Source organism: Phyllobacterium sp. MT110, assembly GCF_058792715.1.
Window position 1 is genome coordinate 1,750,595 of sequence record NZ_JBXAFE010000001.1, and the last position, 16,916, is coordinate 1,767,510.

Genomic DNA, 16,916 nt, shown 5'->3' on the forward strand with positions numbered 1-16,916 from the left:
CCCTTGTGGGGGAGATGCCCGGCAGGGCAGAGGGGGGTGAAAACATCACCGCCCTAAAGCTTGCCCGTCCGTTCATAGCCTTCAAAATACACCCGGAGATGCTGGGCGACGGCTTTGACATGCGCGCCCGCATTCTTGGCCACCAGCATGCCGAGCTTCGATTCGCCGAGCGGCGGCAGGCCGTGCTCGGCGCCGAGTTCGACCATGTTGTCCTCCAGCAGGAATTTTGAAAACGGTGCCACGGCCAGATCGGCCACGATGGCGGCGCGCTGCCCCATCGTATGGGCGCTCATATAGGCAACGCGATAGTCCCTGCCGGCGCTTTCCAGCGCGCTGATGGCATTGGCGCGCCAGATGCAGCCTTCTTCCCACATGGACAGCGGCAGCGGATTGCGCTCATGCGCCGTACCGCATTTCGCCCCGGCCCAGATGATATCCTCGGTCATCAGAACTTCGACCTCATCGAGCTTGGCCAGCGTTTCATTGACATTGACCAGCGTCACATCCAGCCTCTGCTCGTCGAGCCGCTTGCGCAGGCTGTTGCTCTGGTCGATGACCACATCCACGGTGACATCCGGGTGCGATTCGGCAAAGCGCTTGAGCACGAAGGGCAGCACCTTTTCGCCGATATCGTCGGGCGCACCGAGGCGGACAACGCCCGATACCGTCGGGGTAATGAACTTGGCAACGGTTTCGCGGTTGAGCGCCAGCATGCGGCGGGCATAACCCAGCAGAAGCTCGCCGCTCGGCGTCAGCTTGACCGACCGCGCGTCGCGCTCGAGCAGCACATGACCCAGCGTCTCCTCCAGTTTCTTGATCTGCATGGACACCGCCGAGGGCGTGCGGAACACCGCATTGGCGGCGCTGGAAAAGCTGCCGGTTTCGGCAATCATGGCAAAGGTGCGCAAGACATCGAGATCGAGGATGGGAATGGGGTGCTGCATCGGTGCGGACATTGCGGCGTCTCCTTGATCAATTTTTCTGAACCATAGTGTTCTCTAATTTCGTTTGATTGAACATCAACTTGGGCAGATAGTCAAGATCACAGAACGGGCAGGCCGCAGAAAACAGCCGCCTGAAGCAAAAGGAGCAACAAAATGAGTGCCTGCAATGACCATTACATCGAACATCGGGCCAGCTTGAGCGAACGTCTGTTCGCCGCCGTAAGCCGCACGGCCGGAACCGTGGCATCAATCGCGGAAGCCTCGCGCAACACCATTGTCCGGCAGCGGCGGCTGCGGGCGACGGAAGCCGCGCTGGACAGCCTGCCGGAAAATATCCGTTTCGATATTGGCTGGCCGGATCTGTATGAACGTCAGATAGCGGCAGGCAATGACCTCAACCGTACGCACCAATAAATCATGAAAATACAAGTGTAAGGGAGCAGACCGGGCCACGTCTGCTCCCTTTCCCATGCGCTCTACCTGCGCTTTTGCGACACAGGCAGGCACCCTTCCCTTTAGAATAATTCTATGGTTCTATCAGAAAAAAAGCTTAAGAGACCACGCCTGTAATTTGAAGACTCTACTTCAGGTGCGACATGGCCTCGTAGTAAAAAACGGGAACCTAGAGACATCATGAACCAGACGGGCCTCAACAAGCGGTCTTTTGTTTTTTTCCTCGTGCCGAACTTTTCGATGATCGCTTTTGCGACGGCCATCGAACCGCTTCGCATTGCCAATCGCATGCTCGGCTACGAGGCCTATCGCTGGCGCCTGGCGTCGGTGGACGGCAAGCCCGTCACCGCGTCCAACGGCGTCGAATGCGCCGCCAACTCCTCGCTTGAGGACGAGCGCCGCTTCCTGACCGGCGAAGACCGCCCGTCCATGGTGTTCGTCTGCTCCGGCGTGCATGTGGAAAAATTCCAGAACAAGTCCGTCTATGCCTGGCTGCGCGAAGAGTTCAACCGCGGCGTGGCCGTCGGCGGCCTGTGCACCGGCGCGCATATCCTCGCCGCCGCCGGGCTGCTCTCGGGCAAGCGCTGTGCGATCCATTGGGAAAACCTGCCCGGTTTTGCCGAAGCGTTTCCGAAGGCCGATGTCTATGCCGACCTCTTCGAGGTCGACGGCAACATCTATACCTGCGCCGGCGGCACCGCAGCGCTGGACATGATGCTGAAGCTGATCGGCGACGATTTCGGCGACAACATCGTCAACCGCGTCTGCGAACAGGCGCTGACCGACCGGGTGCGCAGCCCGCATGACCGCCAGCGCCTTCCCTTGCGCGCCCGCCTCGGCGTGCAGAATTCCAAGGTTCTGACCATCATCGAGCTGATGGAGGCACGGCTTTCCGAACCGCTGTCGCTGATCGAGATTGCCGACCATGTCGGCCTGTCGCGCCGCCAGATCGAGCGCCTGTTCCGCCAGGAAATGGGCCGCTCCCCGGCGCGCTACTATCTGGAGATCCGGCTCGACCGTGCCCGCCACCTGCTGATCCAGTCGTCCATGCCCATCGTTGAAGTGGCGGTCGCCTGCGGGTTCGTGTCAGCCTCGCATTTTTCCAAATGCTACCGCGAGCTCTATGGCCGCTCGCCGCAGCAGGAACGGGCCGACCGCAAGCAGCTGATGGCCGCTTAAGCCAGTCGGGATAGACTGCAACTCTGCGGTGCGTGGTTCGACAAGCTCACCATGAGGAAAATGGAGGATTGCAGCGAGCACTATTCTGCAAGGTTTGTGATTGATCTTGCACCAAACCACCTCCCTCATGGTGAGCTTGTCGAACCACGCACCACCCAAAAGAAATGGCGCCCGTTCAGGCGCCATTTTTGTTTCTGCATGCAAGCAGAGCTGCTTTATGCTCTCAGGCGCTCGTTCTCGGTATCGAACGGCGCTTCCGGAATGACCGTCGCCTTGTGCGTCTTGCCGAGAATCTTGATCTCCAGCTGCGTGCCCAGCGCCGAATAATCCGGCTTGACCATGGCGAGCGCCAGGCTCTTGCCCAGGCGCCAGCCATAACCGCCATGCGTCGCACGGCCGATGAGCTGGCCATTGGCATAGATCGGCTCGCTGCCGCGCGCATCGACATCCGACGCGCCGGGGACATGCACTTCGAGCGTCACGAAATTCCACTTCAGGCCATCCTCGCGGGCCTTCACAACGGCATCGCGGCCGATGAAATCACCCTTGTTGGGATGGACGAAACGGTCAAGGCCGCTTTCGAAGGCATTGTATTCGATCGACAGTTCGCGCGGGATCAGGCGATAGGATTTTTCCACCGCCATCGCCGTCATGGCGCGGATGCCGAACGGCTTGATGCCGAATTCCGCACCGGCTTCGAGCAGCAGGTCATAAATGGTGTTCTGCTGTTCGATCGGGTGATGCAGTTCCCAGCCGAGTTCACCGACAAAGTTGACGCGCAGGGCATGCGCCGTCGCCGTGCCGACGCTGATTTCCTTGCCCGACAGCCAGGGGAAGGCTTCGTTGGACAGGTCCGCACGGGTGATCTTCTGCAGAACGTCGCGGCTCTTGGGGCCTGCCAGCACCAGCACGCCATACATCTGCGTGATCGGGCGAAGGGTTACCGAGCCGTCCGTCGGCAGCAGCTTGACGAGATAATCGTGGTCATGGTTCTCGTAGGCACCGGCGGATACCAGATAGAACTTGCCGGGCGCCCATTCATAGACTGTGAATTCGGAGCGCACGCCGCCCTGCTTGGTCAGGAGGTGGCACAGCGCAATGCGGCCCTGCTTCTTGGGAATGCGGTTGGCCAGAATGGAATCGAGCCATTCGCGCGCGCCGGGACCCGTTACTTCCATCTTGGCGAAGGCCGACATGTCGAGCAGGCCGACATTGCTGGTGACGTTCTTGATCTCGTTGCCGACATGCTCGAAGTAGTTCGAACGATGGAAGGACCAGAGTTCCTTCACCTTGCCGTCCTTGTCCGGCTTCGGATGGTTGTGGTTGAGCAGCACATCCGGCTTGTCGAGTTTCGCAACTTCAAGGCCATAGCCCTGCGGCGCGAACCAGTTGGCGCGCTCCCAGCCATAGACGGTGCCGAACACGGCGCCGAGTGCCTTCTGGCGGTCATAGGAGGGCGAACGCTTGAGCGGACGGGCCGCACCGCGCTCTTCATCCGGGTAGTGCACCGAGAACACCTCGGCATAGGCTTCCTCGTTCTTTTCCTTCAGGTAGCCTTCGGTGGCATAGGGGCCGAAGCGGCGCGGATCGACGCCCATCATGTCGATGGAGGGCTCGCCCTCGACAATCCATTCGGCCAGCTGCCAACCAGCACCGCCAGCGGCGGTGACACCGAAGGAATGGCCTTCATTGAGCCAGAAGTTCTTCAGGCGCGGCGCCGGGCCGATGATGGGCGAGCCATCCGGCGTATAGGCGATGGCACCGTTATAGACCTTCTTGATGCCGACTTCGCCGAAAGCGGGAACGCGGGCAATGGCGGTTTCGATATAGGGTTCGAGCCGGTCGAGGTCCTCCTGGAACAGCTCGTATTCGCTGGCATCGGACGGACCGTCGACATAGCAGACAGGCGCACCTTTTTCATATGGTCCGAGCAGCAGACCGCCGTTTTCCTCGCGCATGTACCAGGAGGAATCGCTTTCGCGCAGCACGCCCATCTCGGGCAGGCCCTTGGCCTTGCGCTCGAGAATGGCCGGATGCGGCTCGGTGACGATGTACTGGTGTTCAACCGGAATGACCGGCACGTCGAGGCCGACCATCTTGCCGGTCTTGCGGGCGAAATTGCCGGTCGCCGAGACGACGTGTTCGGCAGTGATGTCACCCTTGTCGGTTTTGACGAGCCATTCGCCCGAGGGCAGCTGCTCGATGCCGAGAACCGTGGTGTAGCGATAGATGGTTGCGCCGCGATCGCGCGCGCCCTTGGCGAGCGCCTGGGTCAGGTCGGCCGGCTGGATATAGCCGTCTTCCGGATGCTGGATGGCGCCGAGAACGCCGTCCATTTCCGCCAGCGGCCAGATTTCCTTGACCTGTTCCGGCGTCAAAAGCTTCACCGGCACGCCGATCGTCTCGGCGACACCGGCATAATACATATATTCGTCCCAGCGGTCCTTGGTGCGGGCGAGACGGATGTTGCTGCAATTGGTGAAGCCGACATTCATGCCGGTTTCCTCTTGCAGCTCCTGATAGAATTTCACGGAGTATTTGTGAATCTGGCCGACGGAATAGCTCATGTTGAACAGCGGCAGCAGCCCGGCCGCATGCCATGTCGAACCGGAGGTCAGTTCCTTGCGCTCGATGAGCACGACATCGCTCCAGCCCTTCTTGGCCAGATGATAGAGTGTCGACACACCCACCACACCACCGCCGATCACAACTACACGCGCTTGGGTCTTCATTTCATTCTATCCTCTGATATCAATCGGTGGTCAGGCGGCACGCGCCATTTTCTGTACTATGCCGTTCGCACTGTCCATTGCTAAGGCCTGTTTGCGACATGGCCAAAACATGCCGCGACGCGCGGCAAACTGGCTGCGGTTTGTGCGAATTTCCGATCAAGGCAAGGAAATGATTTGGCGCTTCGCGCATGGGAGCGACACCCTGAAAACGAACAGGCCCGAACTGTTTTGCACAGTCCGGGCCCTTATCTCAGCAATCGGCGGTGGCCGGGTTACTTGATCGAAACCTTGCCGCCCTTGATTTCGATGGTTTCCGCACCGGTCAGGGCTTCGCGGTCACCATTGGGAAAGGTGACAAAACAGCCGCCGCTGCAAAATTCAACCGTGTCTCCGGCCGCAACCTGCAGCTGGGTCTTGCTCGACCCTTCGGTCACGACGATGGTCTGTGCGCTGGCGTCGCTGTTCTTCAGGCTGGCAGCAAATGCAGGTCCGGCCAGAATAGTGCTCGTAAGAATGACAACTGCAAACTTGTTCATATCACCCCGGTGCTTCCACCGCCCCTGTTGCCTCGGGCTCAACCGGCCCTTTTCGACACCAGTTATAACGGGGTGAAACTGAACGGCAACTGAACGTCCCGTTATTTTTCCGTGATTTAGACGAAAGTATGGGATTGGCTCTTTACTGCGTCTCCCCGGTCTTGGCCGTCTTCTTCACCGGTGCTTTCAGCTCCGCCTTCACCCGCTCCGTGATCATCTGCACGATCGCATCCGCGTCATCGAGGTGGATATTGACGTCGCGCTGCGGGAACGGAATTTCGATCCCCTCTTCGGCAAACCGGTCGACCAGCGCAAAGCGGATTTCATTCTGCACCGTGCCGGAATTCGACAGGTCAGCCAGATGCACCCGCATCTCGAAATCCATTCTGGAATCGCCCAGCGCCTTGAACTGCACGAAAGGCTCCGGATTTTTCAGGACAAGCGGATGGCTGCGGGCGATGTCCATCAGGATGGCATGCACGCGGCGCGGATCGACCTTGTAGGAAACGCCAATGGGAATTTCGACGCGCCCCAGCTTGTTGCGGTGGGTCCAGTTGCCGACATTGCCGTTGATGAAGGACGAGTTGGGAATGATGATCGACTGGCGCTGGAAGGTTTCCACCTCGGTCGCGCGCACGCTGATCTTCTTGACGATGCCGCCGACGCCGCTGGTTTCGATCCAGTCGCCGACCTTGAATGGGCGTTCGGCCAGAAGGATCAGGCCGGAGACGAAGTTGGAGACGATCGCCTGCATGCCGAAACCGATACCGAGCGACAGACCGCCGGCGACCAGCGCGAGGCTGGAGAGATTGATGCCCGCCGCCGAGATGCCGATGAGCCCGGCCATGCCGAGGCCGAGATAGCCGACCGCCGTGCGGATCGAGTTGCGCACGCCCGAATCCAGCTTGCCGCGCGCCATCACCCGCACATCCAGCCAGCCCTGGAACCAGCGGGTGAAGAAGTAGAACAGCGCGAACAGCAGGATGCCGACGGCAATGGCCACCAGCGAGATCGTCACCGAACCGATCTGGAAACCGGTGGCTATGGTGAGGAACCAGACGGTCATCTCGCTCCACTGGAAACCCCAGAGCAGCAGGATCACCGGAATGCCGAGGAGAAGCACGAAAATATTGATGATGATGCTGGCGATCAGGCCAAGCTGATCGAGTGTCGAGTCATCGATGCCGAAGCGCTTCTGCACCGTGCTGCCGAGCACCGTGCCGCCCAATGCATTCTCGTCGGCCACCGCGCGCGCCGTGAGGAAGCCCAGATACATCGTCACGAGCACAGCGCCATTGATGACGATCTGCTGCGAGACGAAACGGGCAAAACCGATATAGCCCAGCAGCGCGGCGATGATCGGAATGAGGCCGATGGCATAGAGGAACAGCCGCAGCGGCCTTGGCCAGCGCCGGGCTTCGCCGGTCTCCTCGTTCTCCAGGGGTTTGAGAAATGCCATGGCGAGGATCAGCAGCCCGACCAGAACCGTTGCAAACAGGCTCTTGGCCACCGTCAGCGACAGGGGTGAGGATGCAATCTGGTTGACCGTATTGGCGAGATAATCGAGCCCCGTGATCGTCGCCGTGGCCGTGACCAGAACCATGAGAATGCGGCCCGGACGCGGTGCAACGCGCACCAGACGCCAGTTGGGCGCGCCCGGGCAAATGACGGCCTGGGCCAGCGCATGCACGAAATAGACGATGCCGATCACCGAAAACAGCGTGTAGATCAGCGACGCGATATCCGGCCGCAGCACATTGAAATAACCGAGGAAAAAGTAGGTCGTGGCCAGAAACACGCCGACGGTTACCGACCGCATCAGGGTCGACCAGAAGGCAACAGCCAGGCGGCTCAGATAGGAGGGCTCTTCAACCGCCGGATCGCGCAGATAAAGATGCCCCAGCAACCGCTGGCCGCCGATGAGAAGCACCAGGGCGGTTATCGCGGCAAAGAAGGCGGCAGCCAGCAGGGACTGCCATTTGAACGTGATGACGAAGCGCCACCAGGACGAAATGAGCTGGTTCATCGTGCCCATTTCCCGGCCATAGGCGTCGATGACTTCGCTGCCGAGGGAATAGTTGATGTCGACGCGCTGCGACAACGTATTGGCAAAAAGCTCACGCCGGGCATCGCCGATCGCATCGATCATCTTGTTGACTTCGAGCAGCTGGTCTTCGGTTTCGCCGAGCACCGCGTTGATCTCCGCCTTTTCCGTCGTCAGGCGGGTGCGTTCATCCGTGACGATCTTCGCTTCGGCCGGCTGCCCCTGCGCGGGCGGTGCGCCCAGCTGTTCCAGGCGGGCATTGATCTCGGTGATGCGCGGCCGGAACGAAACGCCGATATCCAGCAGTTTCTTGGCGCTCGCTTCCAGATCGAGGCGCAGATTGGCAAGCGCCGCGTCGGCATCGGCCTTCTGCTTGAATTTCTGTTCATAGGTCGAGATCTGTTTCTTCAGCGCGTCGATGGCCGGGCGCTGTTCGGCGACGATGTTCGATTTGACGGCGGGCGCAGGCGCTGGCGCCACGGGTGCCGGCTCCGCTGCGGCGGGCGCAGGCTCCGGTGCCGGGGCTGGTGCGGGCGATGTGGCTGCCGGGGCTGGCGCCGGGGTCTGCGCCAAAGCCAGTTGCACCGGGGCCGCCAGAAACAGAACGGCGGCAATCGTCAGAAGAATCTGCCGAAGGAAAGATGAGATCACGGGTTCAGATCCATTTATGAACAGTTTGCTTCGTCTATGAACAGTTTGCTTCGTCGATTTGCCCGTTCATGTCGGCACAATCAAGGCACTTTCTGCTTTCATTCTCGCGACTGGTCGGCTTGTTGACAGTGCTCGCCGCTATCGTGATGACCATTCCAGCAATGCGACAGTAGCATAATGTTGGGGTAATCATGCATCGTCACACCTGCGGCAGGCCGGAAACTTGCCAAAGTCACAATTTTGCTCGCCTTCGCCTCGCGCTCATCTTGACCAGTACAGATGCACACTGTTGACTGGCACAATCGGGAAACAAACGTCCAACCGCAACAGATTCGCTTTCGAGACCAGAAGACCATGATCATCAAATGCCCCTATTGCGGCCCGCGCGACGTCATCGAATTCACCTATCAGGGCGACGCGACACGCCAGCGCCCCGACCCGGCCTCATCCGATCAGGCCGCATGGAACGCCTATGTCTATGACCGGGCCAATCCCATGGGCGCGCACCGTGAGTTCTGGCTGCACAGCGGCGGCTGCCGCCAGCATCTGATCGTCACGCGCGATATGGCGACCCATGTCATTTCATCCGTGGGCTTTGCCCGGGATGCCGTTGCCGCCGGGAAAGGCGGTGATCGCCCATGACCGCGTCACGGCTCCCCAAGGGTGGACGGATCGACCGCGCCAGGACGGTGCGGTTCACCTTCGACGGCAAGGCCTATAGCGGCCATCCCGGCGACACGCTGGCCTCAGCCCTCCTCGCCAACGGCGTGACGCTGTTCGGCCGCTCGTTCAAATATCACCGGCCGCGCGGCGTCTTTGCGGCGGGCAGCGACGAGCCCAATGCGCTCGTCACCGTTCTCAACGGCGATGTGCGCGAACCCAATGTCCGCGCCACGGAACTGGAAATCCATGACGGCCTCGTCACCGAAAGCCAGAACCGCTTTCCCTCGCTCGAACACGATGTCATGGCCATTAACCAGCTGGCCGGGCCGATATTGTCGGCGGGCTTCTACTACAAGACCTTCATGGGCCCGGCCATCGGGCCGCTGCGCAGCACCAAGGTCTGGATGTTCTTCGAAAAATTCATCCGCCGCGCCGCCGGTCTCGGCAGGGCGGGCATTGCCGCCGATCCCGACCATTATGAGCGCATGAACGCCTTCTGCGACGTGCTGGTGGTGGGCACCGGCCCCGCCGGACTATTGGCTGCGGAAGCTGCTGCGGAAACCGGCGCGCAGGTGATCATCGCCGAGGAACGGCCGGTTGCCGGCGGCGCATTGCTTGCATCGGCGGAACTGATCGACGGGCGCAACGCCGCCGTCTGGGCGCGGGAAAAGGCGGCAGCGCTCGCGGGCCGCGCCAATGTGCGTTTTCTCACCCGGACCTCCGTCTGGGGCTATTATGACGGCAATGTCCTGACCGCCATCGAGCATGTCTCGGATTTCAAGCCGAACCGCACCAAGGGGCAGCCGCGCCAGCGCCATTGGGTCATCCGCACCGGCAAGACCATTCTGGCAACGGGTGCGTTCGAGCGGCCGATCGTCTTCCCCGGCAATGACTGCCCCGGCGTCATGCTGGCCGATGCGGTCAGGCGCTATGCGGTCGAGTACGGTGTGGCTGCGGGAACCCATGTGACGCTGTTCACCAACAATGACAGCGCCTATGAGGCAGCCCGCGCCATGGCGCAGGCGGGCGTCAATATCGTTGCCATCGTCGATGTGCGCGCGGATGTATCCGGCGCCTGCATCGAGATTGCCTCGGCGGCCGGAGCGGAACTGGTCCTCGGCCACGCCGTCACCGGCACCCATGCGGGCAAGACGCTCAGCTCCATCACCGTGCAGCATTTCAATGCGCAGACCGGCCATGTCTCCGGCGCGGCGCGGGAAATCAAGACCGATTGCCTCGGCGTATCCGGCGGCTGGTCCCCGGCGATCCATCTCGCCAGCCAGGCGGGCGGCAAACCGGAGTGGGACGAGGATTTGCAGGCCTTCCTGCCGCCGGAGGCCAACCAGAACTGGGTAACGGCAGGATCGGCAGCCGGGTACATGGATACGGTCAGCGTGTTCTCCGATGGCGCGACCAAGGGCACCTCCTCCAAGACCAAGCCGAAGCTGCCTGCCGTCGACGCCCCGATGTTCGATGCATCGCCCGCCCCCGTGTTTGAAATCGAGCCCGCGGCCAAATCGCAAAAGGCATTCGTCGACTTCCAGCACGATGTCACCGCGGACGATATCCGCCTCGCCTACCGCGAAGGCTTCCATTCGGTCGAGCATCTGAAGCGCTACACCACGCTCGGCATGGCGACGGATCAGGGCAAGACATCGAATATTCCCGGCCTTGCCATCATGGCCGATGTGCGCGGCATCACCATTCCGGAGGCGGGCACCACCCGCTTCCGCCCGCCGTTCACCCCGGTATCCTTCGGTGCTATCGCCGGTGAGCGTTATGGCGACCTGCGGCCGCACCGGCTGACCCCGATGCATGACTGGCATCTCGCCAACAGCGCCAAGACCTATGAAGCCGGCCTGTGGCACCGCCCGATGATCTATGGCAGCCACGGTGAAACGGTCGAACAGGCCTATGTGCGTGAAGCGCGCGCGGTGCGCCAGAGCGTTGGGATTGTCGATGTCTCGACCCTCGGCAAGATCGACATTCAGGGTCCCGACGCGGGCGAATTTCTCGACCGTGTCTACACCAACATGTTTTCCACCCTGCCGGTCGGCAAGGCGCGCTACGGCCTGATGCTGCGCGAGGACGGCATTGCCTATGACGATGGCACCACCTGGCGCCTCAGTGAAACACAGTTCCTGATGACGACCACGACGGCCAATGCCGGAAATGTCATGCAGCATCTGGAATTCTATCTGGATTGCGTCTGGCCGGACCTGCGCGTGCACCTGACCTCGGTCACCGATGTCTGGGCCGGGACGGCCGTGTCGGGCCCGAAAGCCCGGGCCGTTCTGGAAGCCTGCGTCACGGGAACCGGCGTCGACAACACAACCCTGCCGTTCATGGGCATCGTGCGCGGCTTTATCGGCGATGTGCCCGTCATGATCTGCCGCCTCTCCTTCTCGGGCGAGCTGGCCTATGAAGTCTATTGCGGCGCCGGTTTCGGCACACAGGTTTGGGAAGCGCTGCTTGAAGCCGGCAAGCCCTTTGACATCATGCCCTACGGGCTGGAAGCGCTCGGCACACTGCGCATCGAAAAGGGCCACGTCACCGGCGCTGAAATCGATGGCCGCACCACCGCGCACGATCTGCATCTCGACTGGATGCTGTCGAAGAAGAAGCCCTATATCGGCTCCGGCATGAAGGACCGCGCGGGATTGAACAATGAAAACCGCCTGTCGCTGGTCGGCCTGATTTCGCTCGACAACCAGTCGATCAATGGCGGCAGCCATATCGTCAGCGATGCGGCGCCGCGCGAACCCGCCGACAGTTTCGGCCACGTCACTGCGGCCTGCTATTCCCCGGCGCTCGGCAAATACATCGCGCTGGCGCTGGTCAAGCACGGCACGTCGATGATCGGCAACCGTGCCTATGCGACGGACCTTCTGCGCGGCAAGCACGGCGCCGTCGAAATCGTCAGTCACCACATGTTTGATCCAGAGGGGAGCCGGATGCATGGCTGAACCACAATCGCCCCTCGGCCACGTCTTTGTTCCGGGTGACCATGGCAACTCCGCTGGCGGCATCGGCCTTGTCCTGACCGAGCGCCGCGACGTTTCCATCGCGCAGGTGACCGCATGGCGCGGGACCATTCCCGCCATCCTGACCGCCATCGGTGATGTGACCGGATTGAATGTCGCGGACAAACCCGGCGCCGGGCGTAGTGCAGGCGAAAAATCCGCCTTCGGTTTCGCGCCCGGACGTTATTTCGTCGTGAGCCCGTCCGCTGATCTGGAAGACCGCCTGCGCAAGGCCATACCGCTGGAAACCGGCACGATCATCGATCTGACCCATGGCCGCACCGCCATCCGCGTCAAGGGTCCTTGGTCGGAATGGGTGCTGTCGAAGCTGTTTGCCATCGATTTTTCCGAACACGGCTTTCCCGTCGGCTTTGGCCGCGCCACGCTGCATCACGATATCCACGCCAATATCCAGCGGATCGACGCGGACACCTTCGACCTCTACGTGTTCCGCACCTTTGCGCGCTCGTTCTGGCAGACGCTGGGGCATGCGGCCGCGGAAGTCGGCTACCGCGTCGAATGATCTGCTTCCGGCCTATCGCTTGCTATGACGCGAGCAGGCTCTTCGCCGGTTTTCCCGCGATATAGACTTCCGCGATGGTGCGGTCGTCGCCCATGGTCTGCATCAGGAACAGCTCTTCGACGAGCGTTTCCACCGTTTCCATGCGCAGGCGCATGGCCGGGGTGGAGCGGGCATTGAGCACGATGCAGTCCGCCTCTGCGCCCGGCGTGAACGAGCCGATGATGCCCTGCAGCGACAGCGCGCGGGCATTGCCCAGCGTCGCGTGATAATACGAGCGCAGCGGGTGATAGCGCTGGCCCTGAATGTTCAGGATCTTGTAGCCCTCATCCAGCGTCCGCAGCATGGAATAGGATGTGCCGCCGCCAATATCCGTGGCAATCGCATGGCGCACCGGCGGATGGGACGCCTCGAGGCGCGCCAGATTGAACAGGCCGCTGCCGATGAACAGGTTCGAGGTCGGGCAGAAAACCGCGACGGACCCGCTATTGGCGATGGCGGCAATTTCCGCATCGGTCAGGTGGATGCAATGGCCAAGCAGCGTCTTGGGGCCAAGCAGTCCATAATGCTCATAGACCTGCGTATAATCCCGGCTCCACGGAAACAGCTCCGCCACGAAGGCAATTTCGGCGGTGTTTTCACACAGATGCGTCTGCACGTGCAGATCGGGGTATTCGCGGGCCAGCGCCCCGCTCAATTCCAACTGCTCCGGCGTCGATGTCGGTGCAAAGCGCGGCGTGATGGCATAGAGCTGGCGCCCGGTTCCGTGCCATTTGCCGATCATTTCCTTGCTGTCGTCATAACCCGACTGCGCCGTGTCGAGAAGACCTGATGGCGCGTTGCGGTCCATCATCACCTTGCCCGCGATCATGCGCATGTTGCGCCGGTCCGCCTCGGTGAAAAACGCTTCGACCGACGCCTTGTGCACGGTGCAATAGGCGGCGGCCGTGGTGGTGCCATGGCGGATCAGCTCATCGAAGAAGGCCGAGGCGATGCGCTGCGGATGGCCCTGATTGGAGAATTTCTGTTCCTCGACAAACGTGTATTTGTTCAGCCATTCCATCAGTTCGCCCGCATAGGAGGCGACAACCTGCATCTGCGGGTAATGGATGTGGGTATCGATGAAGCCCGGCATGATCAAATGCGGGCGATGGTCGACGACCTCGACATTTCTGCCTTCGCCGGCGCGCAGGCGGGCATAATCGTCAATGGCCCAGATCTTGCCGTCGCGGATCAGCAGTCCGCCATCCTCGATATAGGTGAATGCGTCCGGGCTGGCGTCGCCAGCCAGCGGCTCGTCGTGAAACGTCAAGAGACGTCCGCGTAACAGAAGTTCGGTCATTGCGTGGATTTTCCCGATACCGCAGAACGATACCACGCCACGATCCGGGACCGCTCTGCATCTGTCATCTGCGTCAGGTTTCCCGGTGGCATGGCGTGGCTGGCACCGGCGAACAGATAGACCTGGCTGGCATGAGTCGCAATCAGTTCGTCGGTATCGAGGCGAATTCCCTTGGGCGCGTGCATGATGCCCTCAAAGGACGGCTCCGCCGCATGGCACATGGAACAGCGCCCCATGACCGTGTCGCGCACCTCCTGAAAGTTCTGCGCGGCGAGAAAGGGCGCGGCGGCGCTCGAGACTTTTTCCGGTCCCTGCAGCACCTTCGGCACGGTCGACAGCCAGATGATGACAATGAACAGCACGACCGAGGCCAGCCATGTCCAATGCGGATTGCCGGTTCCTGCGTGTTTCGAGTTGAAATAGTGGCGGATGAGCACGCCGATGATGAAAATCAGCGCGGCGATGACCCAGTTGAATTCCGTCGAGCTTGCCAGCGGATAATGGTTGGACAGCATCAGGAAAATGACGGGCAGCGTCAGGTAGTTGTTGTGGGTCGAGCGTTGCTTGGCCTGCTTGCCGAGCTTCGGATCGGGCGTCTTGCCGGCGATCAGATCAGCCACGACCTTCTTCTGGTTCGGAATGATCAAAAGGAACACGTTGCCGGACATGATCGTGGCGGTGAACGCACCGAGATGCAGGAAGGCGGCGCGGCCGGTGAACAGATGCGTATAGCCCCACGCCATGACGACGATGACCGCATAGAGAATGAGCATCAGCGCCGTGTCATTGTTCGCCAGCGGCGACTTGCACAGGAGATCGTAGATCAGCCAGCCGAGGCCGATCGACGCGAGCGAGATCAGGATGGCGACCGGCGTCGATACATCGAGGACATTGCGGTCGATGAGATAAAGGTCGGCGCCGGCGTAGTAGACGATGCACAGAAGCGCAAAGCCCGAGAGCCATGTGGCATAGGACTCCCATTTGAACCAGATCAGATGTTCCGGCATGTGCGGCGGCGCGACCATGTATTTCTGGATGTGATAAAAGCCGCCGCCATGCACCTGCCATTCCTCGCCGTTCACCCCCTGCGGCAGGCCCTGATGGCGGCGCAGCCCCAGATCAAGCGCGATGAAATAGAAGGATGAGCCGATCCAGGCGATTGCAGTGATCACATGCAACCAGCGGGCGGCAAAGCTGAGCCATTCCCAGAAAATAAGGTAATCCATCGGGGCCTCATGCAAAGCATCACAATGCGTGTGTTCGCGGCCCGATGCAAGGTGATGGGTGCAAGATCAATGCGTGGTTCGACAGGCTCACCATGAGGGAGGTTGGGGATTGCAGGGAGCACCATTCTGCAACGTCCAGGATGGCGTTGCAGCCCACCCAGTTTCCTCATGGTGAGCCTGTCGAACCACGCACCCCAAATCATGCAATGCTGCCATCTACTTGGAATCGTGAAAGATAATCCCGAGTGTATGGCGCTGGCCGCTGCGCACGCGGCTCACACCATGGCGCATATTGACCCGGTAATAGCCGCGCGATCCCTTGACGGGGCGCTGGCTGACCGGAAAGACCACGCCGTCGCCCTGTCGCAGCGGCACCACCTCCGCCCGCGACTGCATGCGCGGACGCTGCTCGGTCAGGACAAATTCGCCGCCGGTGAAATCCGTTCCGGGCTCTTTCAGCAGAAACGCCACCTGCAGCGGGAACACGTGAATACCATAGATATCCTGATGCAGGCAGTTGTAATCGCCCGGGCCATATTCCAGCAGCAGCGGCGTCGGCCGGTTCTGCCCGGCGGCATGGCAACGCTCGATGAATGCCGGGTGCGCATCGGGATAGCGGATATCGATGCCCATCTGCTCGTTCCAGCGGTTGGCGATGCGGGCCAGCGGCGGATAGAGCGCTTCACGCAACCCGCGGACAATTTCGGGGAGCGGATAGGAGAAATACTTGTACTCTCCTTGCCCGAAGCCGTGCCGGGCCATGACGATGCGCTTGCGGAAAATCGTATCGTCGGGATAGCTATCAGCCAGCGCCGTGCATTCGGCGCGCGACAGGACATTGCGCAGGTTGGTGCAGCCGAAAGCCTCCATCTCCGTTTGTGCGGCGGTCCAATCGATCGGGCTCATGTCTGGCATTGCAGCATCCTTACTCACGCAGAAATTCCAGCACAGGAGACCGCAGTTATAGCCGATCAACCACCCGTTTCCTGCACAGGGCACGATGAAAGGGCCTGCGCTTCACAAAAACGACGGTTTTTTTGTCCATGAGGCCGGGCACACGACGATTTTAAGTGACTCGGCTTGCCGGACTTCATAAATAGAGTCGCAACGGGGTCTGGCAGACCGCGAACGGGAACTGTTGGAAACGCATATGGGCTTGAACAGAAATGGCAAATCAGAAAGGCGTGGATCCGCTCCGCTGCTGATTTCTATCTTCTGGCTCATTGCCACCCTGGGGGCCGTCTATATCGCAGCTCCCGAAACGGACCTGCGCAACAACCGGGCCAGCGCACCGGTGCGCGACGATGCCCGCCTCGCCCATGAGAGCGACAATCGCTCCGCCCCCGTGCAGAACTCCATGCGCATCGCTGCGCTGGAAGCGCTGCACCTGAAAATCAAGAGCGGCGTGCGTGCCGATACGAATTCCCATGACGGCATCGTTCCGGACGGGATTTCCCTGATTCTGGCCGGCGCACAGCCAGCCACACCCTCCGAAACCGGTTCAAGCCTGGCGCTTGACCGGATCAGCGTTTTCAGCGCCCGGGCTCCCCCCGCCGCGCTTGCCTGAGGCAATCCGTTGCTCGGCAACGGTTCCAACGCAACA

At 61.0% G+C, this 16,916-nt stretch carries 13 protein-coding genes; 6 read left to right on the top strand and 7 right to left on the bottom strand.

Translation table 11 applies throughout. The annotated features are described in order from the left end of the window. Window positions 1-53: 53 nt before the first annotated feature. A complete protein-coding gene (locus AC1Q5O_RS09010) occupies window positions 54-956 on the bottom strand; it encodes a LysR family transcriptional regulator (RefSeq protein ID WP_223612817.1) in 903 nt (300 codons plus the stop codon). 141 nt (window positions 957-1,097) lie between these two features. Here AC1Q5O_RS09010 and AC1Q5O_RS09015 point away from each other — a divergent pair, with 141 nt between their 5' ends. Both AC1Q5O_RS09015 and AC1Q5O_RS09020 read left to right on the top strand, forming a co-directional pair. Next, complete coding sequence (locus tag AC1Q5O_RS09015) at window positions 1,098-1,358, top strand: Coa1/Tim21 domain-containing protein (protein WP_074291638.1); 261 nt, start codon at window positions 1,098-1,100, stop codon at window positions 1,356-1,358. Between the two features lie 219 nt (window positions 1,359-1,577). Further along, window positions 1,578-2,576 (top strand): GlxA family transcriptional regulator, encoded by a 999-nt coding sequence (locus tag AC1Q5O_RS09020; protein ID WP_105732279.1) that lies wholly within the window; start codon window positions 1,578-1,580, stop codon window positions 2,574-2,576. A 215-nt stretch (window positions 2,577-2,791) separates the two neighbouring features. Here the strand turns inward: AC1Q5O_RS09020 and AC1Q5O_RS09025 are convergent, their stop codons facing one another. The 3 genes from AC1Q5O_RS09025 to AC1Q5O_RS09035 form a co-directional block, all read right to left on the bottom strand. Further along, window positions 2,792-5,308: a GcvT family protein gene (locus AC1Q5O_RS09025; RefSeq protein WP_492562482.1), complete on the bottom strand. Its 2,517-nt coding sequence runs from the start codon at window positions 5,306-5,308 to the stop codon at window positions 2,792-2,794. Between the two features lie 272 nt (window positions 5,309-5,580). Then, window positions 5,581-5,844, bottom strand: a complete 264-nt coding sequence (locus tag AC1Q5O_RS09030) for a hypothetical protein (RefSeq protein ID WP_223612814.1) — start codon at window positions 5,842-5,844, stop codon at window positions 5,581-5,583. Window positions 5,845-5,986: 142 nt separating this feature from the next. After that, window positions 5,987-8,539, bottom strand: a complete 2,553-nt coding sequence (locus tag AC1Q5O_RS09035) for a mechanosensitive ion channel family protein (protein ID WP_492562485.1) — start codon at window positions 8,537-8,539, stop codon at window positions 5,987-5,989. A 354-nt stretch (window positions 8,540-8,893) separates the two neighbouring features. On the opposite strand from AC1Q5O_RS09035, the gene AC1Q5O_RS09040 reads away from it, so the two are divergent. The 3 genes from AC1Q5O_RS09040 to AC1Q5O_RS09050 are packed head-to-tail and all read left to right on the top strand — an operon-like array spanning window position 8,894 to window position 12,748. Next, window positions 8,894-9,181: a sarcosine oxidase subunit delta gene (locus tag AC1Q5O_RS09040; protein ID WP_463012147.1), complete on the top strand. Its 288-nt coding sequence runs from the start codon at window positions 8,894-8,896 to the stop codon at window positions 9,179-9,181. After that, window positions 9,178-12,168: a sarcosine oxidase subunit alpha family protein gene (locus AC1Q5O_RS09045; protein ID WP_492562488.1), complete on the top strand. Its 2,991-nt coding sequence runs from the start codon at window positions 9,178-9,180 to the stop codon at window positions 12,166-12,168. The genes AC1Q5O_RS09040 and AC1Q5O_RS09045 overlap by 4 nt, the downstream gene beginning before the upstream one ends. Beyond that, entirely contained in the window at window positions 12,161-12,748 is a 588-nt protein-coding gene (locus tag AC1Q5O_RS09050) for a sarcosine oxidase subunit gamma family protein (RefSeq protein WP_492562489.1), read from the top strand. Before AC1Q5O_RS09045 ends, AC1Q5O_RS09050 begins: the two co-directional genes overlap by 8 nt. A 22-nt stretch (window positions 12,749-12,770) precedes the next feature. Here AC1Q5O_RS09050 and guaD read toward each other — a convergent pair whose 3' ends face one another. From guaD to AC1Q5O_RS09065, 3 genes are all read right to left on the bottom strand, one after another. After that, window positions 12,771-14,087: a guanine deaminase gene (gene guaD, locus AC1Q5O_RS09055; RefSeq protein WP_492562490.1), complete on the bottom strand. Its 1,317-nt coding sequence runs from the start codon at window positions 14,085-14,087 to the stop codon at window positions 12,771-12,773. Further along, window positions 14,084-15,313, bottom strand: a complete 1,230-nt coding sequence (locus AC1Q5O_RS09060) for a urate hydroxylase PuuD (protein WP_223612808.1) — start codon at window positions 15,311-15,313, stop codon at window positions 14,084-14,086. The genes guaD and AC1Q5O_RS09060 overlap by 4 nt, the downstream gene beginning before the upstream one ends. Window positions 15,314-15,529: 216 nt before the next feature. After that, complete coding sequence (locus tag AC1Q5O_RS09065; protein WP_492563132.1) at window positions 15,530-16,183, bottom strand: 2OG-Fe(II) oxygenase; 654 nt, start codon at window positions 16,181-16,183, stop codon at window positions 15,530-15,532. A gap of 280 nt (window positions 16,184-16,463) precedes the next feature. Between AC1Q5O_RS09065 and AC1Q5O_RS09070 the strand changes: the two genes are divergently transcribed. Continuing rightward, the gene (locus tag AC1Q5O_RS09070; protein ID WP_464661183.1) at window positions 16,464-16,880 is read left to right on the top strand and encodes a hypothetical protein; all 417 of its coding nucleotides are present in this window, start codon (window positions 16,464-16,466) and stop codon (window positions 16,878-16,880) included. Window positions 16,881-16,916: the final 36 nt, after the last annotated feature.

Bases quoted from the DNA above. Each gene is read 5' to 3' on its own strand.
- AC1Q5O_RS09010 (WP_223612817.1), bottom strand. From the start codon at position 956: ATGTCCGCACCGATGCAGCACCCCATTCCCATCCTCGATCTCGATGTC.
- AC1Q5O_RS09015 (WP_074291638.1), top strand. From the start codon at position 1,098: ATGAGTGCCTGCAATGACCATTACATCGAACATCGGGCCAGCTTGAGC.
- AC1Q5O_RS09020 (WP_105732279.1), top strand. From the start codon at position 1,578: ATGAACCAGACGGGCCTCAACAAGCGGTCTTTTGTTTTTTTCCTCGTG.
- AC1Q5O_RS09025 (WP_492562482.1), bottom strand. From the start codon at position 5,308: ATGAAGACCCAAGCGCGTGTAGTTGTGATCGGCGGTGGTGTGGTGGGT.
- AC1Q5O_RS09030 (WP_223612814.1), bottom strand. From the start codon at position 5,844: ATGAACAAGTTTGCAGTTGTCATTCTTACGAGCACTATTCTGGCCGGA.
- AC1Q5O_RS09040 (WP_463012147.1), top strand. From the start codon at position 8,894: ATGATCATCAAATGCCCCTATTGCGGCCCGCGCGACGTCATCGAATTC.
- AC1Q5O_RS09045 (WP_492562488.1), top strand. From the start codon at position 9,178: ATGACCGCGTCACGGCTCCCCAAGGGTGGACGGATCGACCGCGCCAGG.
- AC1Q5O_RS09050 (WP_492562489.1), top strand. From the start codon at position 12,161: ATGGCTGAACCACAATCGCCCCTCGGCCACGTCTTTGTTCCGGGTGAC.
- guaD (WP_492562490.1), bottom strand. From the start codon at position 14,087: ATGACCGAACTTCTGTTACGCGGACGTCTCTTGACGTTTCACGACGAG.
- AC1Q5O_RS09060 (WP_223612808.1), bottom strand. From the start codon at position 15,313: ATGGATTACCTTATTTTCTGGGAATGGCTCAGCTTTGCCGCCCGCTGG.
- AC1Q5O_RS09065 (WP_492563132.1), bottom strand. From the start codon at position 16,183: ATGGAGGCTTTCGGCTGCACCAACCTGCGCAATGTCCTGTCGCGCGCC.
- AC1Q5O_RS09070 (WP_464661183.1), top strand. From the start codon at position 16,464: ATGGGCTTGAACAGAAATGGCAAATCAGAAAGGCGTGGATCCGCTCCG.